This window comes from Streptomyces sp. NPDC002867, from assembly GCF_053591895.1.
In genome coordinates this window covers 100,104-126,826 of record NZ_JBSFUR010000014.1, presented here as the reverse complement: position 1 = coordinate 126,826, position 26,723 = coordinate 100,104, and the positions used below count along the sequence as shown (strand labels likewise).

Here is a 26,723-nt window from a genome sequence, read left to right as displayed (position 1 = left end):
GCCGTGGTGTCCCGCCGGCCACCAAGCCGTCGGAAACACAGGACCGATCGCTCTGTATCCCCGGCCCGATCGCGCCGCCCCGACCGGGTGGAAGCGGTGGAGTGACTTGCACACAACGCTGTATCACAGTGCCGGATGGATGAGGGAGTACGTCCAGGATGAACCGTAAGACTTTGGTGCCGCTGGCCATGATCGGCCTGCTCGCGCCCGTGCTCGTCGCCTGCGGCAGCACGGACGGCGGGTCGGGCGGCGGTGACGCCATCGTCGTGGGCACCACGGACCAGTTCGCCGCCACCGCCGACTCTCCCGCGCCCCTCGACCCGGCCTACGCCTACGACACCGGCGCCTGGAACGTCCTGCGCCAGACCGTCCAGACGCTGATGCACCCGCCGCGCGGCGGTGGCGAGCCCGTCCCGGACGCCGCCGAGTCCTGCGTCTTCACGGACACCGCGAGCGAGAGCTACCGCTGCAAGCTGCGCAGCGGACTGAAGTTCGCCGACGGCACCGCGGTGACCGCGGAGGACGTCAAGTTCTCCATCCAGCGCGTCCTCGACATCGACGCCGACAACGGCACCGCCGCCCTCCTGTCGAACATCGACACCATCGAGACCAAGGGCGACGACGAGGTCATCTTCCATCTCTCCACGCCCGACGCCACCTTCCCGTACAAGCTCTCGACGCCGGTCGCCGCCATCGTCAGCCCCAAGCAGTACGACGGGAAGAAGCTCCGGGAGGGCTTCGAGGTCGAGGGCACCGGCCCGTACACCATGGAGAGCGAGACCGACGGGGACCGCATCTCCAAGGTCGTCTTCACCAAGAACCCCAACTACAAGGGCGACATCAAGCTCCGCAACGACCGGGTCGAACTGCGGTCGTTCCCCGACGCCGAGGCCATGGGCAAGGCGCTCGAGTCCGGTGAGATCGACATGATGACCCGCGCGATGTCACCCGAGCAGATCAAGGAACTCTCCACCGCACCCAAGGAGGGCATCACGCTCACCGAGGTCCCCGGCCTGGAGATCCGCTACCTCGCCTTCAACACGAACGACCCGTCGGTGAAGAACAAGGCCGTGCGTCAGGCGATGGCGGCCGTCATCGACCGCGGCCAGATCGCCGGCCAGGTGTACGGCTCCACCGCCGAGCCGCTCTACTCGCTCATCCCGTCGAGCATCGCCGCGCACACCAACTCGTTCTACAACAAGTACGGCGAGCCGAGCCGCAAGAAGGCCGCGGCCCTCCTGAACGACGCCGGCATCGACACCCCGGTCGAGCTGGAGCTGAACTACACCACCGACCACTACGGCGCGGGCACGGCCAAGGAGTTCGAGACGCTCCGCGACCAGCTGAACGCGACCGGGCTCTTCGACGTCACCATCAAGGGCACCGAGTGGGCCAAGTTCCGCCCGGCCCAGAAGCGCGGTGACTACGCGGTCTACGGCCTCGGCTGGTTCCCCGACTTCCCGGACCCGGACAACTACACCGCCCCGTTCCTCGACAAGGGCAACTTCCTCAACTCGCCCTACGTGAGCGAAGAGGCGCGCAACCTCATCCCGCAGTCGCGCCGCGAGGCCGACCGCACCGCGGCCTCCCCGGCCTTCAAGAAGATCCAGGAGATCGTCGCCAACGACGTGCCCGTGCTGCCGCTGTGGCAGGGCAAGCAGTACGTCGCCGCCCACGACGACATCACGGGCGTCGAATGGGCGCTCAACACCAGCTCCGACCTTCAGCTGTGGGAGCTGGCCCGCGGCAGCGGCGTCTGATACCGGCGCACCCGCAGACGCGAACGGCCGGTGTCCGTCGGTGGAACCCACCGACGGACACCGGCCGTTGCCCGTCGTGCCCCGCGCTCACTGAGCGCCGGGGCGCACCAGACCGCTCTCGTAGGCGTACACCGCGGCCTGGACGCGGTCGCGCAGGCTCAGCTTGGTGAGCACATGGCCGACATGCGTCTTCACGGTCGTCTCGCTCACGAAGAGATCCGCGGCGATCTCCGCGTTCGACAAACCCCGGGCGACCAGCTTCAGCACCTCGACCTCACGGTCGGTCAGTGTGTGCAGCGTGTCCGGAACGGGCTCCTCGCCCGACGGCAGATGGTCGGCGTACTTGTCGAGGAGCCGCCGGGTGATGCTCGGCGCCAGCATCGCCTCGCCGGCCGCGACCACCCGGATCGCCTGCACCAGCTCATTGGCCGGGGCGTCCTTCAGCAGGAAGCCGCTGGCGCCGGCGCGCAACGCCTCCACCACGTACTCGTCGAGGTCGAACGTCGTCAGCACCAGCACCTTCGCCGGGCCGTCCCGGCCCGGGCCCGTGATCTGCCGGGTAGCCTCGACACCGTCCATCCGCGGCATCCGGATGTCCATCAGCACCACATCGGGCTGCAGCGCCCGCACCTGATCGAGGGCCTGGAGGCCGTCCCCGGCCTCGCCCACCACCGCGATGTCCTGCTCAGCCTCCAGGATCATCCGGAAGCCGGTGCGCAACAGCGGCTGGTCGTCGACCAGTAGGACGCGGATAGCCACGGGAACTCCTTCTTTAGACCGGGCCCATTCTGCCCTGACCATCCTCGGCCGACGCGGCCGGGGAAATGCTCAGCGGATAAACCGGGGGAGTGCCCCCGAATTCCGGACAGAACTCCTGGTGGTCGCACCAGCCGCACAGCTTGGTCGGGCGCGGGCGCCAGTCGCCGGTCCGCGTCGCCTGCCGGATCGCCTCCCACAGGGCCAGCAGCTTGCGCTCCATCCGCTCCAGGTCCGCCATCGCCGGGTCGTACGTCAGCACGTCACCGCTGCCCAGGTACACGAGCTGGAGCCGGCGGGGGAGCACGTTCTTCAGGCGCCAGATCACCAGCGCGTAGAACTTCATCTGGAACAGCGCGCCCTCGCTGTACTCGGGGCGGGGTGCCTTGCCCGTCTTGTAGTCGACGATCCGCACCTCGCCCGTCGGCGCGATGTCCACCCGGTCGATCACCCCGCGCAGCCGCAGTCCCGAATCCAGCTCCGTCTCGACGAACATCTCCCGCTCGGCGGGCTCCAGCCGGGTCGGGTCCTCCAGCGAGAACCACCGCTCCACCAGCTGCTCCGCCTCGCCCAGCCAGCGCGCAAGCCGCTCGCCTCCGGCGTCCTCGGCGAACAGCTCGCCCAGCTCCGGCTTCGTCTCCAGCAGCCTCTGCCACTGGCCGGGAATCATCGCCTTCGCCCGCGGAGCCGTGCGCTGGAGGGCCGGATCGTCGAACAGCCGCTCCAGCACCGCGTGCACCAGCGTCCCGCGGGTCGCCGCCTCGCTCGGCTTCTCCGGCAGCCGGTCGATCACCCGGAACCGGTACAGCAGGGGGCACTGCATGAAGTCGCCCGCCCGGGAAGGCGACAGGGACATCGGCTCCGCGGCCGGCCTCGGCACCACGGCAGCGGTCGCCGCACCGTCCGCCTCGGCGTCGGACCCGGGCTCGGCGGCAGCGGCGGACGGCCCGCCGGCGGGCTGCTGGCTCGTACTCATGACGCAGACCCTACGGCCCGCCACTGACAGCGAGCGGCATACCATCGACGACAGGACCTCGCGCGTGCATGATCGAGCGAGCGACACCTTTTGCGAAGAGGCTCGGCGACGAAGGGACCCCGTGAACGAGGACGACACGAGCGGCGAGCGCGAGCGGCCGCGGTCCGATGCGGGCAAGACCGCGCCGGGCGGTGGCAGGAAGCGCGGCTCGGGCGAACCGGGCGGAGGCATTCTCATGGGCCGCCCCTTCGGCGTGCCCGTGTACGTCGCCCCCAGCTGGTTCGTCGTCGCCGCCCTGATCACGTGGGTCTTCGGCGGTCAGCTGGACCGCGTCCTGCCCGAACTGGGCGGCGCCCGCTACCTGGTGTCGCTGTTCTTCGCGGTCGCCTTCTACGCCTCCGTCCTCGTCCACGAGCTCGCCCACACCGTCGCCGCGCTCCGCTTCAAACTGCCGGTGCGGCGCATCCAGCTCCAGTTCTTCGGTGGCGTCTCCGAGATCGAGAAGGAGACCGAGACACCCGGCCGCGAATTCGTCCTCGCCTTCGTCGGCCCGCTGCTCTCCCTCGTGCTTGCCGGGCTGTTCTACCTCGGCATGACGGCCGTCGAGCCCGGCACCGTGCCCGGCGTGCTGCTCGCCGGACTGATGATCTCCAACCTGATCGTCGCCGCGTTCAACCTGCTGCCGGGACTGCCCCTCGACGGCGGCCGGATGCTGCGCGCCGTCGTCTGGAAGATCAGCGGCAAGCCCATGACCGGCACCATCGCCGCCGCCTGGGTCGGCCGCGCCCTCGCCGTCGCCGTCCTCATCGGCCTCCCGCTGCTCACCCACACCGGCGCACTCGGCAACGCCACCGAGGACATCGGGGGCATGGAGACCGTCACCGACGCGCTGCTCGCTGCGATCCTCGCCGCCATCATCTGGACCGGCGCCGGCAACAGCCTGCGCATGGCCCGGCTCCGCGAGCACCTGCCCGAACTCGCCGCCCGCGCGCTCACCCGCCGCGCCGTCCCCGTCGAGTCGGACACCCCGCTCTCCGAGGCGCTGCGCCGCGCCAACGAGGCCGGGGCCCGCGCCCTCGTCGTCGTCGACGGCCAGGGGGAGCCCACGGCCCTGGTGCGCGAGGCCGCCATCGTCGGCGTCCCCGAGCACCGCCGCCCCTGGGTCGCGGTGAGCGGCCTGGCCCAGGAGCTCACCGAGGACATGAAGGTCCCCGCCGAGCTCGCCGGCGAGGCCCTGCTCGACAGGCTCCGTGCCGCGCCCGCGACGGAGTACCTGGTGGTGGAGGAGACCGGCGAGATCTACGGCGTCCTGTCCACGGCGGACGTCGAACGCGCCTTCGTCGCGGCGATGGCGCGGCCGGCTTCTTCTTCATAGGGGCTCGGTTCTCCTCCGGGGCGCTCGAGCGTGCGTCGACGTGCAGCAGACCAGACGGCGCGTGCCCGTCCCGCCCGGGGCGTGGTCCGGCGCGGGGCCGGGGCCCGGTAGGCTGGTCACATGTCCGAACCGACCGGTGCCGCCCGCCGTCGCGGGCCCTTCAAGGTCGGGGACCAGGTCCAGCTCACCGACCCCAAGGGACGCCACTACACGTTCACGCTCGAGGCCGGGAAGAACTTCCACACCCACAAGGGTTCCTTCCCGCACGACGAGCTGATCGGCGCTCCCGAGGGCAGTGTTGTCCGTACCACGGGAAACGTCGCCTACCTCGCGCTGCGCCCCCTGCTCCCCGACTACGTCCTGTCCATGCCCCGCGGCGCCGCCGTGGTCTACCCCAAGGACGCGGGGCAGATCCTGGCCTTCGCCGACATCTTCCCCGGCGCACGCGTCGTGGAGGCCGGCGTGGGCTCGGGTTCGCTGAGCAGCTTCCTCCTGCGCGCCATCGGCGACCACGGCATGCTCCACTCCTACGAGCGCCGCGCGGACTTCGCCGAGATCGCCCAGCAGAACGTGGAGCGCTACTTCGGCGGCCCGCACCCCGCCTGGCAGCTCACGGTCGGCGACCTCCAGGACAACCTCACCGACTCCGACGTCGACCGCGTCATCCTGGACATGCTCGCGCCCTGGGAGTGCCTGGAGGCCGTCTCCAAGGCGCTCGTCCCCGGCGGCATCCTGTGCTGCTACGTCGCCACGACCACCCAGCTCGCGCGCACCGTCGAGTCCATCCGTGAGATCGGCTGCTTCGCCGAGCCGCAGCCCTGGGAGTCGATGATCCGCAACTGGCACGTCGAGGGACTGGCCGTGCGCCCCGACCACCGGATGATCGGACATACCGGCTTCCTGGTCACAGCCCGCCGCCTCGCCGACGGCGTGGAGCCCCCGATGCGCCGCCGCCGTCCCGCCAAGGGCGCGTACGGCGAGGACTACGAAGGGCCCAACAAGGGCTGACCGCACCCGTACAACACGACGGCGCCGCCGCCGAGTTCCCGTGCCCCGGCCGGAACTCGACGGCGGCGTCGTCGTATTGACCCCGCGTCGGCGAGCCTTCCGCAACCGGGGCCTGTCATCGCGGAGTCTTTACCCGAGGCTTACGGACCCCCCTGTTCCGGTCCCATGTGACGTATGGCACGATGCTGGCCACCCCCACAAGCCCTGGCCTCTCAGGAGACTCCCCGCGTGCAGAACTCCGCAGCCGTCCCGGACCTCGCGCACACCCACGCCCGCCCCGTGCACTGGCTGGCCACCGCGACGGCGATGGCCGCGGTCGTGGCCGCCGCCGGCTTCGTCCAGCCCGACGCCGCCACGGCGTCCCAGAAGGGCTCGGAATCACGCACTGTGACGGCGCCCGCCCCCGCGCCGGCGCCCGATCCGGAGGGCGTCGAGATGCCCCTGGAATGCGGCGGTTTCGACACCGTCGTCACGAAGCGGGCCACAGGCGACCTCGACGGCGACGGCGGCCCCGAGACCGTGGTGGCGGCCCGGTGCGACGCCGGTTCGGGCACCCCGCCCAGCGGCGTGTACGTCCTCGCGGCCGGCCGCGGGACCGCGGCACGCGTCGTGGCGACGCTGGTTCAGCCGGCAGAGAAACTCAGCGTCGGCTCGCTCGCCGTACGTGACGGAGCGATCACGGCCACTCTGCTCGGGTACTCCTCGCCGGAGGTGCCGAGCTGCTGCCCCGACGAGCGGGAGGACGTCGAATGGCGGTGGCAGGGCGGGAAGTTCGTGCGTGCCGCCCAGCCGGAAGCGCGCGGTATGTGACCACTCACTCCGCGTCGGGGCCGTAGACCTCTACCCTGTCCGAAACCCGACGTACGTGAATGCAGTCGCCGGGGCACTCCTTGGCGGAGTCGACGACGTCGTTCAGCAGCGGCAGGGGCACCGGCGTTGTCGCGCCCGGGTCCTGGAGCAGTTCGTCGTCCCCGGACTTCACGTAGGCGAGGCCGTCGATGTCGAGTTCGAAGACGTCCGGGGCGTACTGCGCACAGATTCCGTCGCCGGTGCAGAGGTCCTGGTCGATCCAGACCTCGAGAGCCTCGGCGGCACCGTCGGTGGGAACCTCGTGCTGCACGGTCATATCTCCTGCCGTTTCCTTCGTCGGGCGCAGTAAGTGATACAAGTCGCGCCAGCCCTGACGGGTGTTGAACGCTTCGACGATACAACCGACCGCTTTCCGATGTTGCCGGGTGGGTATCTGCTGGGTATTCCCCTGGCACGAGGGAGAGCGCAAGGGTGAAGATCGGACACACCCCTTCCGTCTTTGTGATCTAGGGGTTTCAATCACCACCCACACAGGTAGGGTCAGGAAGCGTCCAGCTCCCCTTGGAGGAGGTGAGGACCGTGGCAGCCCACGACGACGACATCAACCGCGGCATCCGGCCGGGGCGGGGGTCTGAAGACCCAGCCGGCCAGGTTGCCTATCTCGAGCAGGAAATCGCCGTCCTGCGCCGCAAGCTCGCCGACTCTCCGCGTCATACGAGGATTCTCGAAGAGCGGATCGTCGAGCTGCAGACCAACCTGGCCGGCGTGTCCGCACAGAACGAGCGGCTCGCCAACACGCTCCGTGAGGCCCGCGACCAGATCGTGGCCCTCAAGGAGGAGGTCGACCGGCTCGCGCAGCCGCCGGCCGGCTTCGGTGTCTTCCTGCAGGCGAACGAGGACGGCACGTGCGACATCTTCACCGGGGGCCGCAAGCTCCGGGTGAACGTGAGCCCCAGCGTCGAGGTCGACGACCTCCGGCGCGGCCAGGAGGTCATGCTCAACGAGGCGCTCAACGTGGTCGACGCCATGGAATTCGAGCGCGCCGGGGACATCGTCACCCTCAAGGAGATCCTGGAGGACGGCGAGCGCGCCCTGGTGCTCGGGCACACCGACGAGGAGCGGGTGGTGCGGCTCGCCGAGCCGCTGCTGGACACCACCATCCGCCCCGGCGACGCGCTGCTGCTCGAGCCGCGCTCCGGCTACGTCTACGAGGTGATCCCGAAGAGCGAGGTCGAGGAGCTCGTCCTCGAAGAGGTCCCGGACGTCGACTACGACAAGATCGGCGGCCTCGGCGGCCAGATCGAGATGATCCGCGACGCGGTCGAGCTGCCGTACCTCTACCCCGACCTCTTCAAGGAGCACGAACTGCGGCCGCCGAAGGGCATCCTGCTCTACGGCCCGCCCGGATGCGGCAAGACGCTCATCGCCAAGGCCGTCGCCAACTCCCTTGCCAAGAAGGTCGCCGAGGTGACCGGCCAGCCCGCGGGGAAGAGCTACTTCCTCAACATCAAGGGCCCCGAGCTCCTCAACAAGTACGTCGGTGAGACCGAGCGGCACATCCGCCTCGTCTTCCAGCGTGCCCGGGAGAAGGCGGGCGAGGGCACCCCCGTCATCGTCTTCTTCGACGAGATGGAGTCCCTCTTCCGCACGCGTGGATCGGGCGTCAGCTCGGACGTGGAGAACACCATCGTCCCGCAGCTGCTCGCCGAGATCGACGGTGTGGAGGGCCTGGAGAACGTCATCGTCATCGGCGCCTCCAACCGCGAGGACATGATCGACCCCGCGATCCTGCGGCCCGGCCGGCTCGACGTCAAGATCAAGATCGAGCGTCCGGACGCGGAGGCCGCCAAGGACATCTTCGCCAAGTACCTGACCCCCTCGCTCCCGCTGCACGCCGACGACCTCGGCGAGCACAGCGGATCGAAGGAGGCCGCGGCCCACGCCATGATCCAGTCGGTCGTGGAGCAGATGTACGCGGAGTCCGAGGAGAACCGCTTCCTCGAGGTCACGTACGCCAACGGCGACAAGGAAGTCCTCTACTTCAAGGACTTCAACTCCGGCGCGATGATCCAGAACATCGTCGACCGGGCCAAGAAGATGGCCATCAAGGCCTTCCTCGACCACAACCAGAAGGGCATCCGCGTCTCCCACCTGCTCCAGGCCTGCGTGGACGAGTTCAAGGAGAACGAGGACCTGCCCAACACCACCAACCCGGACGACTGGGCCCGGATCTCCGGAAAGAAGGGCGAGCGGATCGTCTTCATCCGCACCCTCGTCACCGGAAAGCAGGGCGCCGACACCGGCCGGTCCATCGACACGGTGGCGAACACCGGTCAGTACCTGTAGGCAGGCGTACCGGCTGCGGATGCCGCGGTCCCCCGCGACGGCAGGGGGCGGGTATCCGCAGCCGGATGCTTTCCGGCCAGGTGGGACCACACAGAGCAATGACCGAATTGATCTCCCCACCCACGCGACGGCGTTCTAGGCTCGTCGGTACCGCAGAGTCGCGGAGTGCGGGGACGGGCACCGCACGCGCACCGGAGAGCCAGCGGTATCTGAGCGCCGCTCCCAGCGGGGAGCGCCGCCGGGCAAGGAGGGCCGCATGACCGTACGGCGAGTAATGGGAATCGAGACGGAGTACGGCATCTCCGTCCCCGGCCACCCGAACGCCAATGCCATGCTCACCTCGTCCCAGATCGTCAATGCCTACGCGGCGGCGATGCACAGGGCGCGCCGCGCCCGCTGGGACTTCGAGGAGGAGAATCCGCTGCGGGACGCCCGCGGCTTCGACCTCGCCCGCGAGGCCGCCGACTCCAGCCAGCTCACCGACGAGGACATCGGCCTGGCCAATGTGATCCTCACCAACGGCGCACGGCTCTACGTCGACCACGCCCACCCCGAGTACAGCTCGCCCGAGGTGACCAATCCGCGCGATGCCGTGCTCTGGGACAAGGCCGGCGAACGGATCATGGCCGAGGCCGCAGAGCGGGCGGCCCAGCTGCCCGGGGCCCAGCCCATCCACCTCTACAAGAACAACACCGACAACAAGGGCGCGTCCTACGGCACGCACGAGAACTACCTGATGAAGCGGGAGACCCCGTTCTCGGACATCGTGCGCCATCTGACGCCGTTCTTCGTCTCCCGCCAGGTCGTCACGGGCGCGGGCCGGGTGGGCATCGGCCAGGACGGCCACGAGCACGGCTTCCAGATCAGCCAGCGCGCGGACTATTTCGAGGTCGAAGTGGGCCTCGAGACCACCCTCAAGCGCCCGATCATCAACACCCGCGACGAACCGCACTCCGACGCCGAGAAGTACCGCCGGCTGCACGTGATCATCGGCGACGCGAACCTGTCGGAGATCTCCACCTACCTCAAGCTGGGCACCACGGCCCTGGTGCTCTCGATGATCGAGGACGGATTCATCGCGGTCGACCTCGCGGTCGAGCAGCCCGTGCGCACACTGCACCAGGTCTCGCACGACCCGAGCCTCCAGCATCTCGTCACACTCCGTAGCGGCCGCACACTCACCGCCGTCCAGTTGCAGATGGAGTACTTCGAGCTCGCGCGCAAGTACGTCGAGGAGCGCTTCGGCGCCGACGCCGACGAGCAGACCAAGGACGTCCTCACGCGCTGGGAGGACACACTCAACCGCCTCGAGAACGACCCCATGAGCCTGTCCGGCGAGCTGGACTGGATCGCCAAGCGGGAACTCATGGAGGGCTACCGGCGCCGCGACACCCTGGACTGGGACGCGGCACGCCTCCACCTCGTGGACCTGCAGTACGCGGACGTGCGGCCGGACAAGGGCCTGTACAACCGTCTGGCGGCCCGAGGGAAGATGAAGCGCCTTCTGGACGAGCAGGCCGTCGAGCGGGCGCAGGCCAGCCCTCCGGAGGACACCAGGGCCTATTTCCGCGGCCGCTGCCTGGAGCAGTACGCGGACGACGTTGCGGCCGCGTCGTGGGACTCGGTCATCTTCGACCTGCCCGGCCGTGACTCTCTGCAACGAGTGCCCACGCTGGAACCGTTGCGTGGTACACGTAACCACGTCAAGGAACTCCTGGACCGCTGCCGCACGGCCGAAGAGCTGGTCCGCGTGCTGTCCGGGGGCTGACCGGGGGCTGAAAGTCCTCCCGTCCGGGAATCATCGAGGTGGTCCCCGGACGTTGAGCGAAAGTGCGGGGCCGATGTCGGACCCGGCTTGTAGGGTCTGATCTTGACCGAACGAACTCACGTCAGGGCAAACCGAGCGGGGTGAGGGACATGGCGACCAAGGACACCGGCGGCGGACAGCAGAAGGCCACGCGTTCCACTGAGGAGGTCGAGGAGCAGACGCAGGACGCGCAGGCGGCCGAAGACCTCAAGGAGCGCCAGGAGAAGCTGTCGGACGACGTCGACTCCGTACTGGACGAGATCGACGACGTCCTCGAGGAGAACGCGGAGGACTTCGTGCGTTCCTTCGTCCAAAAGGGCGGCCAGTAACGACCGTTGTCCGTCCCGGCTCCCGTCGGCGAAAGCCGGGGGGACCGGGACGGATGACCGGCCACGGCGCGGGTAAGGTCCGTGCACAGTTCGAAAGATCGGCCCGCGCGTGCAGAGGCGGGCCGCCGCCTACCCGGAAGGAAACGCGTGGAAGCCAACCCTCGTAGCACCGGGCGTCTGCCGGCAGCCTTCCTGACGCCGGGCTCCTCGTCCTTCATGGACTTCCTCGGCGAGCACTCACCGGAGCTGCTCCCGGGCAACCGCTCACTGCCGCCCGTGCAGGGAGTCTTCGAGGCCCCGCACGGCACGACCATCGTCGCGACGACGTTCGCCGGCGGCGTGGTGCTGGCCGGCGACCGCCGCGCCACCATGGGCAACATGATCGCGCAGCGCGACATGCAGAAGGTCTTCCCGGCCGACGAGTACTCGGCCGTGGGCATCGCCGGCACCGCCGGCCTGGCCGTGGAGATGGTCAAGCTGTTCCAGCTGGAGCTGGAGCACTTCGAGAAGGTCGAGGGCGTCCAGCTCTCCCTGGAGGGCAAGGCCAACCGCCTCTCCACGATGATCCGCAGCAATCTCGGCATGGCCATGCAGGGCCTGGCCGTGGTGCCGCTCTTCGCCGGTTACGACATCGACCGCGACAAGGGCCGCATCTTCTCGTACGACGTCACGGGCGGCCGCTCCGAGGAACAGGGGTACGCGGCCACCGGCTCCGGCTCGATCTTCGCGCGCGGCGCCATGAAGAAGCTCTACCGCGAGGACCAGACCGAGCAGCAGGCCACCACGCTGGTCGTCCAGGCGCTCTACGACGCCGCCGACGACGACTCGGCGACGGGCGGCCCGGACGTGGCCCGGCGGATCTACCCCATCGTCACGGTCATCACCGACGAGGGCTTCCGCAGGCTCACCGAGGCCGAGACCTCCGAGATCGCCCGGTCGATCCTCGAAGGCCGCCTGGCCCACCCCGACGGCCCGCGTGCCGCGCTGCTCTGATCCATGTACTCGCCTTTGACAGAAAGGGACGGATAGCCGGTGTCGACGCCGTTCTATGTCTCACCCCAGCAGGCCATGGCCGACCGGGCGGAATACGCCCGCAAGGGCATCGCCCGCGGTCGCAGCCTCGTCGTCATGCAGTACGCCGACGGCATCGTCTTCGTCGGCGAGAACCCGTCCCGCGCCCTGCACAAGTTCAGTGAGATCTACGACCGGATCGGCTTCGCCGCGGCCGGCAAGTACAACGAGTACGAGAACCTGCGCATCGGCGGTGTGCGCTACGCGGACCTGCGGGGATACACCTACGACCGCGACGACGTCACGGCCCGCGGCCTCGCGAACGTGTACGCGCAGACGCTCGGCACCATCTTCTCCAGCGCCGGTGAGAAGCCGTACGAGGTGGAGCTGGTCGTCGCCGAGGTCGGCGCGTCCCCCGAGGGTGACCAGATCTACCGCCTCCCGCACGACGGTTCGATCGTGGACGAGCACGGCTCGGTCGCCGTCGGCGGCAACGCGGAGCAGATCAGCAGCTTCCTCGACCAGCGGCACCGCGACGGGATGTCGCTGGCCGAGGCGCTGAAGCTCGCCGTCCAGGCCCTGTCCAGCCAGGCCAACGGCAGCGATCGGGAGATCCCCGCCGAGCGCCTGGAGGTCGCGGTCCTGGACCGTACGAGGCCGCAGGCGCGGAAGTTCAAGCGGATCATCGGGCGGCAGCTGTCGCGGTTGCTGGAGGCCGAGGAGGCCGCCACGGCGCCCACCGACGCCCCTTCGGACATCGAGGACACGGAGGAGGGCGCGGAGTAGCGCGCCCCGGCACCCCTGTCGCCCGTGCCCCGGCCGCCCGTGCGGTCCGGGGCTCGGCCGTGCCCGGAGCCGGAGGGGGCCCTACGGCGTCAGGCGCGGCCTGCGGGGCGCAGAGTGGGCGGGAGTGCCCAGCGGTGGAGTTCGTCGCCGTGACGGGTCAGCCAGGTGCCGTCGCCGAGCGCGGTGACGGCCGTGCCGACCCGGCGGGGATAGCGCAGCCTGCCCAGCGGTGCGAGGGTCCGCGCGTCGCAGAGCCAGTGCCGGGTGGCGGGCGGCCTGCCGCGGGGGAAGATCCGTCCCGCGACCAGGACATGGGCGTCGTCGAGCAGGCAGGCCGCGGTGAACTCGTCGTTCTCGGCGTCCGCGGCGAGCGCGGACAGATCGAACAGCGCGGTCTGCTCGTCGCTCGCGGCGTCGTGCGCGGCGAGCTCGTCACGGTCGTCGTTGACGGCGATGTGCTCGGCGCGCCGCAGGGTGAGGGCCCGGGTGCTGCCGGGCAGGAAGCCGACGATCTCGTGCATGCCTACCCCGCCGCGGATGTGGAGCCCGTCGTGGCGCGGTTCGACCCACCACGTCGTCCAGCTCGCACAGGCCGTCCAGCAGGACAGTGCCATCAAGTGGCCGTCGGGGTGCCAGGTGCCGGTCAGGTCGGAGGCGACCGGGCCGACGGGCCGCTCGGCGAGGACGGCGCCGGTGGCGGCGTCCAGGAGCAGCAGCGTGTCCCGGACGTACACGCGCTCCTCGGTGTCCGGCTCGAGCGCCGGCACGACGGCGCAGACCAGGCGTCCGTCGGGACTGACCACCGGCGCACCGGGTGGCCGCGGGTCTCGTGAGCTGTGTCGCCAGACGGGGTGGGGGAGCGCCCAGCGGGTGCGCCCGTCGGCGCCGACCGCCCGGATCCGGGCGCTCTCGGCCACGACGACCGTCCCGTCGGGCAGCGGGGTGACCCGCGCCCGGCAGGGCAGCGCCAGGGAGTGCAGCAGTGACCGGCCGCCCGCGAGGAACGCCGCGCGGTCGTGCAGCTCGATCCGGTCCTCGTGCCGGACGCCGAGCCGCCCGCCGGACGCGGGGTGCACCGAGCCCTGAGTTCGTACGCCGCCGAGCAGTGTCGCGTCGATCGGGCGCTGGGCCGCACTGGTCATGATCGCGATCGTTCCACGGCCCTTCGTGCCGCCTCAAGCGCGGCCGCAGCGAATCGGTCAGGTGGACGGCCGGCCGTTTCCGGCCGGACGCGCGCCGTCGGCAGACGCCGGGCCGCTGTGCGGCGGGGGCGCCGAGGAGCCGCGTACGGCCAGTTCGACGGGGAGGACGTCCTGTTCGGGCGGCCGGTTGTCCAGCACTGCGAGGAGCGCCGACATGCCGCGTTCGCCGATCCGTTCCGCGGGGAGGCGGACCGTGGTGAGCTCCGGCTCCACCGCGGTGGCCAGGGCGAGGTCGTCGAAGCCCGTGACCGAGACGTCCTCGGGGACGCGCAGGCCGAGCCGGCGCACCGCCTTGCAGGCACCCGCGGCCAGGATGTCGTCGTCGCAGACCAGCGCGGTCGGCCGGGGGCCCGGCGCGGTGAGCGCCCGCTCGGCCGCCGCGCGGCCGGAGTCCACGTCGAGCGGTGCCGCGACGGTAGTCAGTTCCGCGTCCGCCGCATCCGCCAGGGCCGAGCGCAGCGCCCGCGCGCGCACGTCGAACGTCCAGGAGGCGACGGCGGAGGCGAGATGGACGAAACGCCGGTGTCCCAGCCCGAGCAGATGGTCCGTCACCTGCCGCATGCCGTCGGCGATGTCCAGGTTGACGTGGGCGGCGACGCCGGTGTCCGAGGGGTCGCTGTCCAGCATCACGAGCGGCAGGTCGCTGCCGCGGATCGCGGCGAGGGTATCGGCGGCCATCGAGGAGGCGATGACGCCGTCGAGAGCGGCGCGGGCGGACGCGAACGGGTCCCTGGCGGGCCCGATGCCCTCGGGGGACGGGTAGAGGACGACGCCGAAGCCGTGCCGGGCGGCGACGGTGGCCGCACCGGTGTAGACGCGAGCGAAGAACTCGTTGGTGAGGGCCGGCACGACGAGCAGCGCCGTCCTCGTGCGTCCGAGACGCAGATTGCGCGCGGCGAGGTTGGGCCGGTAGCCGATCTCCCGGGCCGCGTCGCGCACCACAGAGGCGGTGCGCTCGGAGACGCGGCCGCGCCACTTGTCGCCCAGGACCAGGGAGACCGTGGCCTGGGAGACCCCGGCGACGCGGGCCACGTCCTTGCTGGTGGGCCGGGTGGAGCCCACTTCCGCCGGGACGGGACGGCCCTCGGGGGTCGGGTGTGCCATGCGGTGCCGTCCTCGGCCGCGCTGTGTGATCCGCGAGCGTCCCGGGTGGCGGCACGGTGGACCCGCGGACTGTCGACATGGTACGTATGGACGAGGACGTTATACGTAAAACCTCGGCGGGGTCCGGGGGAGAGGGGTCCCGGATGGCCGTCGGATACGCAGAGATCCTCAGGGCACCGCACGCGGCACGGCTGCTGACCGGCACCCTCGTGGGCCGGCTGCCCGCCGCCACCGCCCACATCGCCATCGTCCTGTTCACGCGCGCCGAAGGCGGCAGCTACACCCTCGCCGGAGCCCTCGCCGCCGTGTACGGGCTGGCCACGGCCGTGGGCCAGCCCCTGCTCGGCCGCGCCGTCGACCTGTACGGACAGCCGAGGGTCCAGTTCCCCTCCGCCGTCGTCTCGGCGCTCGGAATGCTGCTGCTGGCCGTCGTCGGGACCGGCTCGCTGCCCCTCGCGTACACCGCGGTGATCGTGGCCGGACTGTTCACGCCGCCGCTCGAGGGCGGACTGCGCGCCCTGTGGCCGAGCGTGCTCGGCCAGGAGGAGCGCGTGCACCGGGCCTACGCCATGGACGCGGTCGCGCAGGAGATCATGTTCACCGTGGGCCCGCTGCTGGTCACCCTGCTGGTCTCCGTCTGGTCGCCCGCCGCCGCACTTCTCGTCATCAACGCGACAGGGGTTGCCGGCGCCCTGTCCGTCGTGCTCTCCCAGCCGTCCCGTGCCTGGCGCTCGGCCCCTCGTGAGGCGCACTGGCTCGGCGCCCTGCGCTCGCCGGGGCTGCTCGCCCTGCTCGGCGCGTTCTTCTTCGTGGGCCTCGCGCTCGGCTCCATCACCGTCGCAGGCGTCGCCTACGCCGACGATCACGGCCGCGAGGCCGTCTACGGCTGGCTGATGGCCGCACTCGGTCTGGGCGCCCTCGTCGGCGGCACCGTGTACGGAGCGCGGCAGTGGGCGGGACCGCCCGAGTCCAGGCTGCGTGCCATCGTCGCCCTGCTCGCCCTCGGCTACCTGCCGCTCGTGCTCACTCCGGGTGTCGTCGCGATGACCGCGCTGTCGGCGCTGGCCGGCGTCTTCCTCGCTCCCGCCATCGCCTGCGCGTTCATCGTCGTCGACCGGCACGCCCCGCGCGGCACCGTCACCGAGGCGTTCTCGTGGCTGGTGACCACCTTCGGTGTCGGCGCGGCCGTCGGCACGGCCGTCGCGGGCCCCGCCGTCGAGATCGGCGGCACCGCGTGGAGCTTCGCCGTCGCCGGCGCGGGCGGATTCGCCGCCCTGCTCGTTCTGACGGCCACTCAGCGCGTGCTCGCCGTCGCGGGCCGTACCGAGGACATTGCGGGCTCAGGTCCGGACCCATCGGAAAATGATCGAAACGGGGCCGCCCAACCCGGTTTCAGTTCAGGCCGTGAGGCGTAATGTTCAGACATGGACCGCCGCATTTTCGGGCTGGAGAACGAGTACGGCGTCACGTGCACGTTCAGGGGACAGCGCCGACTGTCACCTGACGAAGTGGCGCGCTACCTCTTCCGCCGTGTCGTGTCATGGGGCCGCAGCAGCAATGTCTTTCTGCGGAACGGCGCCCGCCTGTACCTCGACGTGGGATCGCATCCGGAATACGCAACGCCGGAATGCGACAACGTGACCGAGCTGGTCACGCACGACAAGGCCGGCGAGCGCATTCTGGAAGGCCTGCTCGTCGACGCCGAACGCCGCCTGCACGAGGAGGGAATCGCGGGCGACGTCTATCTCTTCAAGAACAACACCGACTCGGCGGGAAACTCCTACGGCTGCCACGAGAACTATCTCGTCGCCCGGCACGGCGAGTTCTCCCGGCTGGCCGACATCCTCATTCCCTTCCTCGTGACCCGGCAGCTGCTCTGCGGCGCGGGCAAAGTGCTGCAGACGCCGCGGGGCGCGGTCTACTGCGTCAGCCAGCGCGCCGAGCACATCTGGGAGGGCGTCAGCTCCGCCACCACCCGATCCCGTCCGATCATCAACACCCGCGACGAACCGCACGCGGACGCCGAGCGCTACCGCCGTCTCCACGTCATCGTCGGCGACTCGAACATGTCCGAGACGACCATGCTCCTCAAGGTCGGTGCCACCGACCTCGTGCTGCGCATGATCGAGGCGGGCACCGTCATGCGCGACCTCACCCTGGAGAACCCGATCCGGGCCATCCGCGAGGTCAGTCACGACATCACCGGCCAGCGCAAGGTGCGCCTCGCCTCCGGCCGAGAGGCCTCCGCCCTGGAGGTCCAGCGGGAGTACTACGAGAAGGCGGTCGACTTCGTCGACCGCCGGGGCATCCGCACCGGCACGGTCGCCCAGGTCCTCGAGCTCTGGGGCCGCACGCTCGACGCGATCGAGACCGAGGACCTCGACCGCATCGGCACCGAGATCGACTGGGTCATGAAGTACAAGCTCCTGGAGCGCTACCGCGCCAAGCACAACATGACCATGTCGCACCCGAGGGTCGCCCAGATAGACCTCGCGTACCACGACATCCACCGCCGGCGCGGGCTCTACTACCTCCTGGAGAAGAAGGGACAGGCCGCCCGCATCTGCAACGACCTGAAGATCTTCGAGGGCAAGTCCGTGCCGCCGCAGACCACCCGGGCCCGGCTGCGCGGCGACTTCATCCGCCGTGCGCAGGAGCAGCGGCGGGACTTCACGGTCGACTGGGTGCACCTCAAGCTCAACGACCAGGCGCAGCGCACCGTGCTGTGCAAGGACCCGTTCCGTTCGGTGGACGACCGCGTGGAGAAGCTCATCGCCGGTATGTAGCAGGCGTCAGCACCGACGGCCGGAACGCCACACGGGCCCCGCACGTTCCTCGTGCGGGGCCCGTGGCACGCCCTAGAGTGTCCGCAACTACTGAGTCGTAAGAGATCTGAGGAACACGTGCGCCGACTTGCCGGCCTTCTCGTCGTGCCCCTGCTGCTGTTGTCGACAGCGGCTTGCGGCAGCGAAGACAAGGACTCCGATTCCGCTTCCACCTCTGCCGTCTCGATGACGAACGGGCTGCCCACGATCACCGCCGGCAAGAAGTTCGGCGAGAAGCCGACCCTTGCCAAGGGCGAGGGCAAGCCGCCCAAGGACCTGAAGGTCAACGTCATCAGCGAGGGTGACGGCCCTGCCCTGAAGAAGGGCGACCTCGCCAAGGTCGACTACCTCGGGCAGCTGTGGGACGGCGACAAGCCGTTCGACAACAGCTTCGACCGCGGTGAGCCCTTCGCGGTCACGATCGGTGGCGGCGGTGTCATCGAGGGCTGGCAGAAGGCCCTGGAAGGCCAGAAGGTCGGCAGCCGGATCGAGGTCTCCATCCCGCCGGAGCTCGGTTACGGGGCCCAGGGCCAGGGCGAGATCCCGGCCAACGCCACGCTCGTGTTCGTGATGGACATCGTCAAGGGCACCAGCCTGCCGGCCACCGCCAAGGGCAGCGAGGTCGCCCAGGACAACATCGACCTGCCCAAGGTCGGCACCAACACCGACGGCAAGGCGCCCTCCATCACCGTGCCCAAGAAGGACGCGCCGGCCAAGCTCGTGTCCAACTACATCATCGAGGGCACCGGACCCGCGGTGAAGGCGAGCGACACGGTGGCCGTCCAGTACAAGGGCGTCCTGTGGAAGACCGGCAAGGAATTCGACAGCAGCTACGCCAGGGGCGGAGCGCCGGTCAACTTCCCGCTGGCGCAGGTGATTCCGGGCTGGCAGAAGGGCCTGGAGGGCAAGAAGGCCGGCAGCCGCGTCCTGCTGGTCGTGCCGCCGGACATGGCCTACGGCGACCAGGAGCAGCAGGGCATCCCCGCCAAGTCCACGCTGGTCTTCTCCGTCGACATCCTGGCAGTTCTGTAAGACTGTCCCGGTTGACTCGCACGAAGAACGCAAGGAGCGACATCCGTGAGCATCGATAAGCCCGAGATCGACTTCCCGGGCGGCGAGCCGCCGGCCGACCTGGAGATCAAGGACATCTGGGAGGGCGACGGCCCGGAGGCCAAGGCGGGCGACACCGTCTCCGTCCACTACGTGGGCGTGGCCTTCTCCACCGGCGAGGAGTTCGACGCCTCGTGGAACCGCGGCACCCCGCTGCAGTTCCAGCTCGGCGCCGGCCAGGTCATCGCGGGCTGGGACCAGGGCGTTCAGGGCATGAAGGTCGGCGGCCGTCGCCAGCTGACCATCCCCGCGCACCTGGCCTACGGCGACCGCGGCGCCGGCGGCGGCCGCATCGCCCCCGGCGAGACGCTGATCTTCGTCTGCGACCTGGTCGCCGCCTGACGGAGCGTTCCGCGGCGCTGCACAGCGTGACGAGGGCCCGTGCCTTCCCCGGACCGCGTCCGGGGCCCTGGCACGGGCCCTCGCTTTTGTCCGGACACCCCGGGGCGGTACGGTCGACGGGCGTAAGGACTCCATCAGATGAGGTGAAGGGCGTCGATGGCCATTGCCAAGGCCGAGCGGCTGATGAATCTCGCGCTGTGTTTGCTCGGGACCCGGCGCCCGCTCAGCAAGCGCGAGCTGCGCGGGTCCATCGAGGCGTACCTGGAGGCCGGCTCCGACGACTCCTTCAACCGGATGTTCGAGCGCGACAAGGACGATCTGCGCGAACTCGGCCTGGTCATCGAGACGGTGGAGTCCCTCGACGGCGACATCGGCTACCTCGCCCGCCGCGACAGCAACCGTCTGCCCCCGATCACCCTCGACGCCGAGGAGGCCGCCGCCCTGGGCCTGGCCGCCAAGGTGTGGCAGCAGGCCCGCCTCGCCGGCGCCGCGAGCGGCGCCCTGCAGAAGCTGCGCGCAGCCGGCATGCCCGAGACCGAGGACGCCTACGAGGCGCACCACAGCGCCCTCGAACCCCGCATCCCCGTCCACGAGTCCGCGTTCGAGCCGCTGATGCTCGCCTGCCGCGACCGCCGCCCGGTCCTGTTCGACTACCGCAAGGCCAACGCCGCACAGCCCGAGCAGCGCCATGTCGAGCCGTGGGCCCTCGAATGCTGGCGCGGCCACTGGTACCTCGCCGGATACGACCGCGGGCGCGGGGCCGAGCGGGTCTTCCGGCTGTCCCGGATCAGCGGCAGGGTCCGCTCCTCGCGGTCCGGCGCGTTCACGGTGCCCGTGCCCGACGTCGTCACCGTACGGGAGACCGTCGAGAGCTGGGCGGGGGAGACCGCGACCCGCTCCGCCCGGATCCGGCTGCGGTCCGGCTGCGGCTACCCGTTGCGCTCACGGGCCACGGCCGTACGGGAACTCGGCGACGGCTGGGACGAGTTGGAGATTCCGTACGGACACGGACTGGACGCCTGGCTCGTCGAGTTCGGCCCGGACGTCGTCGTGCTGGAGCCCGCGGACCTGCGGGCCGACGTGGTGGACCGGCTGCGTGCCGTGGCCAAGGGCTGAGGGGGACTCGAGGACCATGGCCGCGAACGCCATCGACCAGACCCGGCGCATGCTGTCGCTGGTGACCTATCTGCGGGAGCGCCCCGGCGCGCGCATCGCCGACGTCGCCCGCGCCTTCGGGATCAGCGAGGACGAGCTGATCTCCGACCTCGACGTCCTGCCTATGTGCGGGACGAGCTTTCGCGGCGGCGACCTCCTGGACATCGACACCGACGGCGAGCGCATCTGGTGGCGCAACCCCGACGCGTCCGGCGAGTCCACCGCCGAGCCGCTGCGCCTGGCCGCCGACGAGGCGACCGCGCTCCTCGTGGCGGCGAGGGCTGTCGCCACCCTGCCCGGCCTGCGGGAGGGCGACCGGGACGCGCTGCTGCGGGCCACCGCGAAGATCGAGGGCGCCGCCGGCGAGGCCGCGGGAGCGAGTTCCCGACTGTCGGTGACCTTCGAGTCCGAGGGCGGCGTCTTCGCCGACGTCGACCGGGCGATCTCCGAGCGCCGCCGGCTGTGGCTGCGCTACTACTCGCCGGCGCGCGACGAGCTCACCGAGCGCGAGGTCGACCCCATCCGCCTCTTCGCCGTCGGCCACACGTACATGGAGGCGTGGTGCCGCCTCTCCGAGGCGCGCCGGACCTTCCGGCTGGACCGCGTGGCCGAGATCCGGCTCCTCGACGCCCCGGCCGCGCCGCCCGAGATCGAACTGCGCGACCTGTCCGAAGGACTCGTGCAGCCCTCCGCCGACGACCCCGAGGTGATCGTCGAGGTCGGCCCCGGCGGACGCTGGGTCGCCGAGTACTACCCGCACGACAGCGCCGAGGAGCTCGCCGACGGGGGACTGCGCATCACCCTGCGCACACCGGCGCCCGCCTCCCTGCGCAGGCTCGCACTGCGGCTCGGCCGCGACGGGCGGATCGTCTCCCCGCCGGAGCTCGCGGCCAGCGCGCGGACGGCGGCACAGGACGCGCTCGCCGCCTATGACGGCCAGGACGACGGACGGGACGAAGGAGTACGGCGCCCATGACTGTGATCCCCCAGATCCCCGCCGCCGTCGCGCCGGTCCTCTTCAAGGCGGCCTGCCCCGACTGCCGGGCGCGCTTCGAACTGTCCGCGGGCGCGCTGCGGCTGGCGATCGGCGGCAGCCGCCGTACCACCTTCTACTCGTTCACCTGCCCCGAGTGCGGCTCCGCCGTCCGCAAGCCGGCCGGTGAGCGCATCGTCGAGCTGCTGACCGGCGGCGGCGTGCGGACCCTGCGCCTGCACAACACCGGCTGAGGACGGTCTAGGCTCGTCGCATGTTCTGGCCCATGCTCGCCATCGCCCTCGGATTCCTCGGCGTCGCCGTCCTGGGGGTCCTCGGTATCAAGGTCTTCGTCGAGGCCCAGCGCCTGGGCCGGGAGGTCGCCCGCACCGCCGAGCGGATCGACCGGGCGGCGGAGGACCTGGAGCGGGCGGCGACATCCCTCGCGCAGACCGGGGAGACGCTGCGCTGAGCGGCCCGGAGAAGGCGGCCGGAGATCACGGACGCACCCTGCTGCGGGGCTGACCAGGGCGGTACGCTGCTGATGGCGGCCCCGGAGATGAGGCGCCGACCGCTGATGGGTGTATGCACAGGGATTGCCCTGCGTTTACCCGTCCGAGTTACGATCGCTGCCGAGTCGCTTCGGACGTCAGTCCGAGGTGGCCCGAAGCCAAGAGCCCCAAGCCGCCTCGGTGAGAAGGTAGAGACAGTTATGTTCCGACAGATCGGCCCCACCGAGATCATCATCATCGCGCTGCTCATCCTTCTGCTGTTCGGGGCCAAGAAGCTCCCCGACATGGCGCGTTCGCTGGGCAAGTCCGCCCGCATCCTCAAGAGCGAGGCCAAGGCGATGAAGTCGGAGGGCCAGCCCGCGGCGACGCCCGCGGAGCCGAAGGACCCGGCGCAGGGTCAGACCGCGCCCCGCACGATCCAGGCCGCGCCCGGCGATGTCACCAGCGCTCGCCCTGTGACCGAGCCCACCGACACCCCCCAGCGCTGACCCAAGGCCATTCGATGGTGGCCTGCCGCACGAGATGAGGACGTGGGTTGCTCAAGTCTGCCCGCTCGAACGAGAAGGAGAAGGACCCCGAGGGGCGGATGCCGCTCGCGGACCATCTGCGTGAGCTCCGCAACAGGCTCGCGAAGGCCATGCTGGCGATCATCATCGCCTCGGCCGTCGCGGTGGCCTACAGCCAGGAGCTGATGGAGTTCCTCACCTCGCCCGTGCCGGAGTGCGGGAACGACGGCCCGAAGACCGGCGGGGTGTGCGCCACCGTCGTCTACACCGACCTGCTGTCGCCGTTCACCACGACGGTCAAGGTGGTGCTGATGGCGGGCATCGTCGTCTCCTGCCCGATCTGGCTCTACCAGTTGTGGGCCTTCGTCGCCCCGGGCCTGCACAAGAACGAGAAGAAGTACAGCTACTACTTCGCCGCCGCCGCGGCCCCGCTGTTCGCCCTGGGTGTCTACTTCGCCTACCTGATCATGCCGGTGAGCATGAAGGTGCTGCTCTCCATCACCCCGGCCCCGGCGGAGAACCTGCTCAGCGTCGACAAGATCCTGGACTTCACCGTCCGGATGGTGCTGATCTTCGGCTTCTCCTTCGAGCTGCCGCTCCTGCTGATCATGCTGAACCTGACGGGCATCGTGACCGGCCGGCGCATGCTCGGCTGGTGGCGGGGCGCCGTCATGGGCATCTTCGTCTTCGGCGCGATCGCCACGCCCTCCACCGACCCGCTGGGCATGGTGGCGCTGTCCGGGCCGATCATCCTGCTCTACTTCGTCGCTGTCGGCTTCTCGCTCCTCAACGACCGTCGCAGGCGCCGCAACGACCCCGATGCGGGGCTCGACGACGACGAGGCGTCCGACCTCGATCTGACCCCGTCGGAGATCGGCGAGGTCGAGACGGTCCCGGCCTCCCGCGCGCTGCCCGAGCAGGCCACCGGCGACGCCGACGGCGGCCGCTCGAACCGGCTCAACGGATACGACGACGTCACCTGATCCGTAGTCATGGACGCACGCACAGTGAGGGGCCGGGGAGAAATCCCCGGCCCCTCGTCGTGTGCAAACGGCGCCCGGCGCGGGTAGGGCCAGGGGTAGGTGCGCCCGTCATTTAAAGATCCGCTCACTGTCAGAGGGGGCGGGTAGGCTCATGAGCAAGATGACCGAGGATCTCTCTCCCGCCGAGCGCTATGCCGCCGCACGCGTCCGCGCTGCTGAGGAGGCCACCGCGCTGGCCCCCTTCCGCGCGTTGTACGACTTCGACCTCGATCCGTTCCAGATCGAGGCATGCCGGGCCCTGGAGGCGGGCAAGGGCGTGCTCGTCGCCGCACCCACCGGCTCCGGCAAGACCATCGTCGGCGAGTTCGCCGTCCACCTGGCCCTCGCGCAGGGCCGCAAATGCTTCTACACCACGCCCATCAAGGCCCTGTCCAACCAGAAGTACACGGATCTCGTCAGGCGCTACGGCGCGGAGAGGGTCGGCCTCCTCACCGGGGACAACAGCGTCAACTCCGAGGCGCCCGTGGTCGTCATGACCACCGAGGTCCTGAGGAACATGCTGTACGCGGGCTCCCAGTCGCTCAGGGGCCTGGGGTACGTGGTCATGGATGAGGTCCACTACCTCTCCGACCGCTTCCGCGGCGCCGTCTGGGAGGAAGTGATCATCCACCTCCCCGAGTCCGTGACGCTCGTGTCACTGTCGGCGACGGTGTCCAACGCGGAGGAGTTCGGCGACTGGCTGGACACCGTGCGCGGCGACACCGAGGTGATCGTCTCCGAGGAGCGGCCCGTTCCGCTGTGGCAGCACGTCATGGCCGGCCGCCGGATGTACGACCTCTTCGAGGAGGGCACCGACCACGGCGGCCGCGGCCGGAGCAGGCGCGAGGTCAACCCCGACCTGGTGCGTCTGGCCCGCATGGAGAACCAGCGCACGTACAACCCCCGCGACCGGCGCCGCGGGAAGATGGTCCGCGAGGCCGACCGCGAGCGCGAGCGGCGCCAGCGCAGCCGTATCTGGACGCCCGGCAGGCCCGAGGTCATCGACCGGCTGGACGCCGAAGGACTGCTGCCCGCCATCACGTTCATCTTCAGCCGCGCGGCCTGTGAGGCCGCCGTGCAGCAGTGTCTGTACGCGGGCCTTCGGCTCAACGACGACGAGGCGCGCGGCAGGGTGCGCGAGATCGTCGAGCAGCGCACGTCCGCCATACCCACCGAGGACCTCAACGTCCTCGGCTACTACGAGTGGCTCGAAGGTCTGGAGCGCGGTATCGCCGCTCACCACGCGGGCATGCTGCCGACCTTCAAGGAGGTCGTGGAGGAGCTGTTCGTACAGGGCCTGGTGAAGGCCGTTTTCGCCACGGAGACGCTGGCGCTCGGCATCAACATGCCCGCCCGCTCGGTGGTGTTGGAGAAGCTCGTCAAGTGGAACGGCGAGCAGCACGCGGACATCACCCCCGGCGAGTACACCCAGTTGACCGGCCGGGCCGGCCGGCGCGGCATCGACGTCGAGGGGCACGCCGTCGTCCTGTGGCAGCGCGCCATGGACCCGGAGGCGCTCGCCGGACTCGCCGGCACCCGTACGTATCCGCTGCGTTCCAGCTTCAAGCCGTCGTACAACATGGCGGTCAACCTGGTGCACCAGTTCGGACGGCACCGCTCGCGCGAGCTGCTGGAGACGTCGTTCGCGCAGTTCCAGGCGGACCGGTCGGTGGTCGGCATCTCGCGCCAGGTCCAGCGCAACGAGGAGGGGCTGCAGGGTTACCGGGAGGGCATGACCTGCCACCTCGGCGACTTCGAGGAGTACGCGCGGCTGCGCCGCGACCTCAAGGACCGCGAGACGGAGCTGGCCAAGCAGGGCGCCGCCCAGCGCAGGGCGGCGGCGGCCGCCTCGCTGGAGAAGCTCAAGCCGGGAGACGTCATCCATGTCCCGACCGGCAAGTTCGCGGGCCTCGCGCTGGTGCTGGACCCGGGGCTGCCCGCGGGCCGGACCAACGGACACCGCGGCGGCTTCGAATACCACGACGGGCCGCGCCCGTTGGTGCTCACGGCCGAGCGCCAGGTCAAGCGGCTGGCGTCCATAGACTTCCCGGTGCCCGTCGAGGCGCTGGAGCGGATGCGCATCCCGAGGTCGTTCAACGCCCGTTCCCCGCAGTCGCGACGCGACCTGGCGTCCGCCCTGCGCACCAAGGCCGGTCACATCGTCCCCGACCGGCACCGCAAGTCGCGGTCGCCCGCGGCGGACGACCGTGAGATCACGCGCCTGCGCGCCGAGTTGCGCGCGCACCCCTGCCACGGCTGCGACGAGCGTGAGGACCACGCCCGCTGGGCCGAGCGCTACCACCGCCTCCAGCGCGACACCCGCCAGCTGGAGCGCCGGATCGAGGGGCGCACGAACACGATCGCGCGGACCTTCGACCGGATCGTCGCCCTGCTGACCGAGATGGACTACCTGCGGGGCAACGAGGTCACCGAGCACGGCAAGCGGCTCGCCCGGCTGTACGGCGAGCTGGACCTGCTGGCGAGCGAATGCCTGCGCGACCGGGTCTGGGAGGGGCTCAACCCGGCCGAACTGGCCGCCTGTGTATCCGCGTTGGTCTACGAGGCGCGGCAGGCGGACGACGCGGTGGCCCCCAAGGTGCCGACGGGCCGGGCGAAGACCGCGCTGGCGGAGATGGTCCGCATCTGGGGCCGGCTGGACGCCCTGGAGGAGGAGTTCAAGATCAACCAGGCGGAGGGCGTCGGGCAGCGTGAGCCGGACCTCGGCTTTGCCTGGGCCGCGCACCAGTGGGCGTCCGACAAGGGGCTCGACGAGGTGCTGCGCGAGGCGGAGATGCCCGCGGGAGACTTCGTGCGCTGGTGCAAGCAGGTCATCGACGTGCTCGGCCAGATAGCGGCGGCCGCGCCCCGCGAGAACAGCACCGTCGCGAAGAACGCCCGCAAGGCGGTCGACGCGCTGCTGCGGGGCGTCGTGGCCTACAGCTCGGTCGGCTGAGACCAGGGGTGTTCGGCTGGGACCAAGGGCCGGACCCCACACCACGGTGGGGGCC

The 26,723-nt window shown here is 70.3% G+C and carries 25 protein-coding genes; 20 read left to right on the top strand and 5 right to left on the bottom strand.

Going from position 1 to position 26,723, the window contains the following annotated elements; translation table 11 throughout:
* Window positions 1-158 precede the first annotated feature (158 nt).
* Complete coding sequence (locus tag ACWD0A_RS16470; protein ID WP_451298597.1) at window positions 159-1,760, top strand: ABC transporter substrate-binding protein; 1,602 nt, start codon at window positions 159-161, stop codon at window positions 1,758-1,760.
* 87 nt (window positions 1,761-1,847) lie between these two features.
* Here the strand turns inward: ACWD0A_RS16470 and ACWD0A_RS16465 are convergent, their stop codons facing one another.
* On the bottom strand, window positions 1,848-2,519 hold the full coding sequence (locus tag ACWD0A_RS16465; RefSeq protein WP_451298595.1) for a response regulator: 672 nt from the start codon (window positions 2,517-2,519) through the stop codon (window positions 1,848-1,850).
* A 13-nt stretch (window positions 2,520-2,532) separates the two neighbouring features.
* Window positions 2,533-3,492: a RecB family exonuclease gene (locus ACWD0A_RS16460; protein ID WP_451298593.1), complete on the bottom strand. Its 960-nt coding sequence runs from the start codon at window positions 3,490-3,492 to the stop codon at window positions 2,533-2,535.
* 121 nt (window positions 3,493-3,613) lie between these two features.
* On the opposite strand from ACWD0A_RS16460, the gene ACWD0A_RS16455 reads away from it, so the two are divergent.
* The 3 genes from ACWD0A_RS16455 to ACWD0A_RS16445 all read left to right on the top strand — a co-directional run bounded on the left by ACWD0A_RS16455 (window position 3,614) and on the right by ACWD0A_RS16445 (window position 6,685).
* Complete coding sequence (locus ACWD0A_RS16455; protein ID WP_451298591.1) at window positions 3,614-4,867, top strand: site-2 protease family protein; 1,254 nt, start codon at window positions 3,614-3,616, stop codon at window positions 4,865-4,867.
* A 120-nt stretch (window positions 4,868-4,987) separates the two neighbouring features.
* On the top strand, window positions 4,988-5,875 hold the full coding sequence (locus tag ACWD0A_RS16450) for a tRNA (adenine-N1)-methyltransferase (protein ID WP_177151017.1): 888 nt from the start codon (window positions 4,988-4,990) through the stop codon (window positions 5,873-5,875).
* Window positions 5,876-6,103: 228 nt separating this feature from the next.
* Window positions 6,104-6,685 carry a hypothetical protein gene (locus ACWD0A_RS16445; RefSeq protein ID WP_451298589.1) on the top strand — a complete coding sequence of 194 codons (582 nt, stop codon included), beginning with the start codon at window positions 6,104-6,106 and terminating at the stop codon, window positions 6,683-6,685.
* Window positions 6,686-6,689: 4 nt separating this feature from the next.
* Here ACWD0A_RS16445 and ACWD0A_RS16440 read toward each other — a convergent pair whose 3' ends face one another.
* The gene (locus tag ACWD0A_RS16440) at window positions 6,690-7,001 is read right to left on the bottom strand and encodes a ferredoxin (protein WP_451298587.1); all 312 of its coding nucleotides are present in this window, start codon (window positions 6,999-7,001) and stop codon (window positions 6,690-6,692) included.
* Window positions 7,002-7,264: 263 nt separating this feature from the next.
* Between ACWD0A_RS16440 and arc the strand changes: the two genes are divergently transcribed.
* From arc to prcA, 5 genes are all read left to right on the top strand, one after another.
* Complete coding sequence (gene arc, locus ACWD0A_RS16435) at window positions 7,265-9,031, top strand: proteasome ATPase (protein ID WP_451298585.1); 1,767 nt, start codon at window positions 7,265-7,267, stop codon at window positions 9,029-9,031.
* Window positions 9,032-9,287: 256 nt separating this feature from the next.
* Window positions 9,288-10,799 (top strand): depupylase/deamidase Dop, encoded by a 1,512-nt coding sequence (gene dop, locus ACWD0A_RS16430; RefSeq protein ID WP_451298583.1) that lies wholly within the window; start codon window positions 9,288-9,290, stop codon window positions 10,797-10,799.
* 149 nt (window positions 10,800-10,948) lie between these two features.
* Window positions 10,949-11,167, top strand: a complete 219-nt coding sequence (locus ACWD0A_RS16425) for a ubiquitin-like protein Pup (protein WP_451298581.1) — start codon at window positions 10,949-10,951, stop codon at window positions 11,165-11,167.
* Between the two features lie 147 nt (window positions 11,168-11,314).
* On the top strand, window positions 11,315-12,160 hold the full coding sequence (gene prcB, locus ACWD0A_RS16420) for a proteasome subunit beta (RefSeq protein ID WP_177151012.1): 846 nt from the start codon (window positions 11,315-11,317) through the stop codon (window positions 12,158-12,160).
* Window positions 12,161-12,199: 39 nt separating this feature from the next.
* A complete protein-coding gene (gene prcA, locus ACWD0A_RS16415) occupies window positions 12,200-12,964 on the top strand; it encodes a proteasome subunit alpha (protein WP_177151011.1) in 765 nt (254 codons plus the stop codon).
* 89 nt (window positions 12,965-13,053) lie between these two features.
* Here prcA and ACWD0A_RS16410 read toward each other — a convergent pair whose 3' ends face one another.
* Together ACWD0A_RS16410 and ACWD0A_RS16405 are read right to left on the bottom strand one after the other, a co-directional pair.
* Window positions 13,054-14,106 carry a hypothetical protein gene (locus ACWD0A_RS16410; RefSeq protein ID WP_451298579.1) on the bottom strand — a complete coding sequence of 351 codons (1,053 nt, stop codon included), beginning with the start codon at window positions 14,104-14,106 and terminating at the stop codon, window positions 13,054-13,056.
* 57 nt (window positions 14,107-14,163) lie between these two features.
* A complete protein-coding gene (locus tag ACWD0A_RS16405; protein ID WP_451298577.1) occupies window positions 14,164-15,270 on the bottom strand; it encodes a LacI family DNA-binding transcriptional regulator in 1,107 nt (368 codons plus the stop codon).
* A gap of 143 nt (window positions 15,271-15,413) precedes the next feature.
* Here ACWD0A_RS16405 and ACWD0A_RS16400 point away from each other — a divergent pair, with 143 nt between their 5' ends.
* The 11 genes from ACWD0A_RS16400 (at window position 15,414) to ACWD0A_RS16350 (ending at window position 26,668) form a co-directional block, all read left to right on the top strand.
* Window positions 15,414-16,685, top strand: coding sequence for an MFS transporter (locus tag ACWD0A_RS16400; protein WP_451298575.1), 1,272 nt, complete (start codon window positions 15,414-15,416; stop codon window positions 16,683-16,685).
* A gap of 9 nt (window positions 16,686-16,694) precedes the next feature.
* Window positions 16,695-18,056 carry a Pup--protein ligase gene (pafA, locus tag ACWD0A_RS16395; RefSeq protein WP_307716319.1) on the top strand — a complete coding sequence of 454 codons (1,362 nt, stop codon included), beginning with the start codon at window positions 16,695-16,697 and terminating at the stop codon, window positions 18,054-18,056.
* A 117-nt stretch (window positions 18,057-18,173) separates the two neighbouring features.
* Window positions 18,174-19,127 carry an FKBP-type peptidyl-prolyl cis-trans isomerase gene (locus ACWD0A_RS16390; protein WP_451298572.1) on the top strand — a complete coding sequence of 318 codons (954 nt, stop codon included), beginning with the start codon at window positions 18,174-18,176 and terminating at the stop codon, window positions 19,125-19,127.
* Between the two features lie 45 nt (window positions 19,128-19,172).
* A complete protein-coding gene (locus ACWD0A_RS16385; RefSeq protein ID WP_177151005.1) occupies window positions 19,173-19,547 on the top strand; it encodes an FKBP-type peptidyl-prolyl cis-trans isomerase in 375 nt (124 codons plus the stop codon).
* A gap of 156 nt (window positions 19,548-19,703) precedes the next feature.
* Window positions 19,704-20,663 carry a helix-turn-helix transcriptional regulator gene (locus tag ACWD0A_RS16380; protein WP_307716321.1) on the top strand — a complete coding sequence of 320 codons (960 nt, stop codon included), beginning with the start codon at window positions 19,704-19,706 and terminating at the stop codon, window positions 20,661-20,663.
* Between the two features lie 16 nt (window positions 20,664-20,679).
* Window positions 20,680-21,678, top strand: coding sequence for a helix-turn-helix transcriptional regulator (locus ACWD0A_RS16375; RefSeq protein ID WP_451298570.1), 999 nt, complete (start codon window positions 20,680-20,682; stop codon window positions 21,676-21,678).
* A complete protein-coding gene (locus ACWD0A_RS16370) occupies window positions 21,675-21,929 on the top strand; it encodes a hypothetical protein (RefSeq protein ID WP_451298568.1) in 255 nt (84 codons plus the stop codon). The genes ACWD0A_RS16375 and ACWD0A_RS16370 overlap by 4 nt, the downstream gene beginning before the upstream one ends.
* 20 nt (window positions 21,930-21,949) lie before the next feature.
* Entirely contained in the window at window positions 21,950-22,147 is a 198-nt protein-coding gene (locus ACWD0A_RS16365) for a hypothetical protein (RefSeq protein WP_451298566.1), read from the top strand.
* A 240-nt stretch (window positions 22,148-22,387) separates the two neighbouring features.
* Window positions 22,388-22,675, top strand: coding sequence for a Sec-independent protein translocase subunit TatA (gene tatA / locus ACWD0A_RS16360; RefSeq protein ID WP_307716325.1), 288 nt, complete (start codon window positions 22,388-22,390; stop codon window positions 22,673-22,675).
* 47 nt (window positions 22,676-22,722) lie between these two features.
* On the top strand, window positions 22,723-23,676 hold the full coding sequence (gene tatC, locus ACWD0A_RS16355) for a twin-arginine translocase subunit TatC (RefSeq protein WP_451298564.1): 954 nt from the start codon (window positions 22,723-22,725) through the stop codon (window positions 23,674-23,676).
* A gap of 160 nt (window positions 23,677-23,836) precedes the next feature.
* Window positions 23,837-26,668, top strand: a complete 2,832-nt coding sequence (locus tag ACWD0A_RS16350; RefSeq protein ID WP_451298663.1) for a DEAD/DEAH box helicase — start codon at window positions 23,837-23,839, stop codon at window positions 26,666-26,668.
* The last annotated feature ends 55 nt before the right edge of the window (window positions 26,669-26,723 follow it).

Excerpts from the sequence above, each read along its gene's own strand:
- ACWD0A_RS16460 (WP_451298593.1), bottom strand. The coding sequence starts at position 3,492 with ATGAGTACGAGCCAGCAGCCCGCCGGCGGGCCGTCCGCCGCTGCCGCC.
- dop (WP_451298583.1), top strand. The coding sequence starts at position 9,288 with ATGACCGTACGGCGAGTAATGGGAATCGAGACGGAGTACGGCATCTCC.
- pafA (WP_307716319.1), top strand. The coding sequence starts at position 16,695 with ATGGACCGCCGCATTTTCGGGCTGGAGAACGAGTACGGCGTCACGTGC.
- ACWD0A_RS16400 (WP_451298575.1), top strand. The coding sequence starts at position 15,414 with ATGGCCGTCGGATACGCAGAGATCCTCAGGGCACCGCACGCGGCACGG.
- ACWD0A_RS16375 (WP_451298570.1), top strand. The coding sequence starts at position 20,680 with ATGGCCGCGAACGCCATCGACCAGACCCGGCGCATGCTGTCGCTGGTG.
- ACWD0A_RS16470 (WP_451298597.1), top strand. The coding sequence starts at position 159 with ATGAACCGTAAGACTTTGGTGCCGCTGGCCATGATCGGCCTGCTCGCG.
- ACWD0A_RS16425 (WP_451298581.1), top strand. The coding sequence starts at position 10,949 with ATGGCGACCAAGGACACCGGCGGCGGACAGCAGAAGGCCACGCGTTCC.
- tatA (WP_307716325.1), top strand. The coding sequence starts at position 22,388 with ATGTTCCGACAGATCGGCCCCACCGAGATCATCATCATCGCGCTGCTC.
- ACWD0A_RS16440 (WP_451298587.1), bottom strand. The coding sequence starts at position 7,001 with ATGACCGTGCAGCACGAGGTTCCCACCGACGGTGCCGCCGAGGCTCTC.
- ACWD0A_RS16405 (WP_451298577.1), bottom strand. The coding sequence starts at position 15,270 with ATGGCACACCCGACCCCCGAGGGCCGTCCCGTCCCGGCGGAAGTGGGC.
- ACWD0A_RS16380 (WP_307716321.1), top strand. The coding sequence starts at position 19,704 with ATGGCCATTGCCAAGGCCGAGCGGCTGATGAATCTCGCGCTGTGTTTG.
- ACWD0A_RS16365 (WP_451298566.1), top strand. The coding sequence starts at position 21,950 with ATGTTCTGGCCCATGCTCGCCATCGCCCTCGGATTCCTCGGCGTCGCC.
- ACWD0A_RS16350 (WP_451298663.1), top strand. The coding sequence starts at position 23,837 with ATGACCGAGGATCTCTCTCCCGCCGAGCGCTATGCCGCCGCACGCGTC.
- ACWD0A_RS16410 (WP_451298579.1), bottom strand. The coding sequence starts at position 14,106 with ATGACCAGTGCGGCCCAGCGCCCGATCGACGCGACACTGCTCGGCGGC.
- ACWD0A_RS16450 (WP_177151017.1), top strand. The coding sequence starts at position 4,988 with ATGTCCGAACCGACCGGTGCCGCCCGCCGTCGCGGGCCCTTCAAGGTC.
- ACWD0A_RS16370 (WP_451298568.1), top strand. The coding sequence starts at position 21,675 with ATGACTGTGATCCCCCAGATCCCCGCCGCCGTCGCGCCGGTCCTCTTC.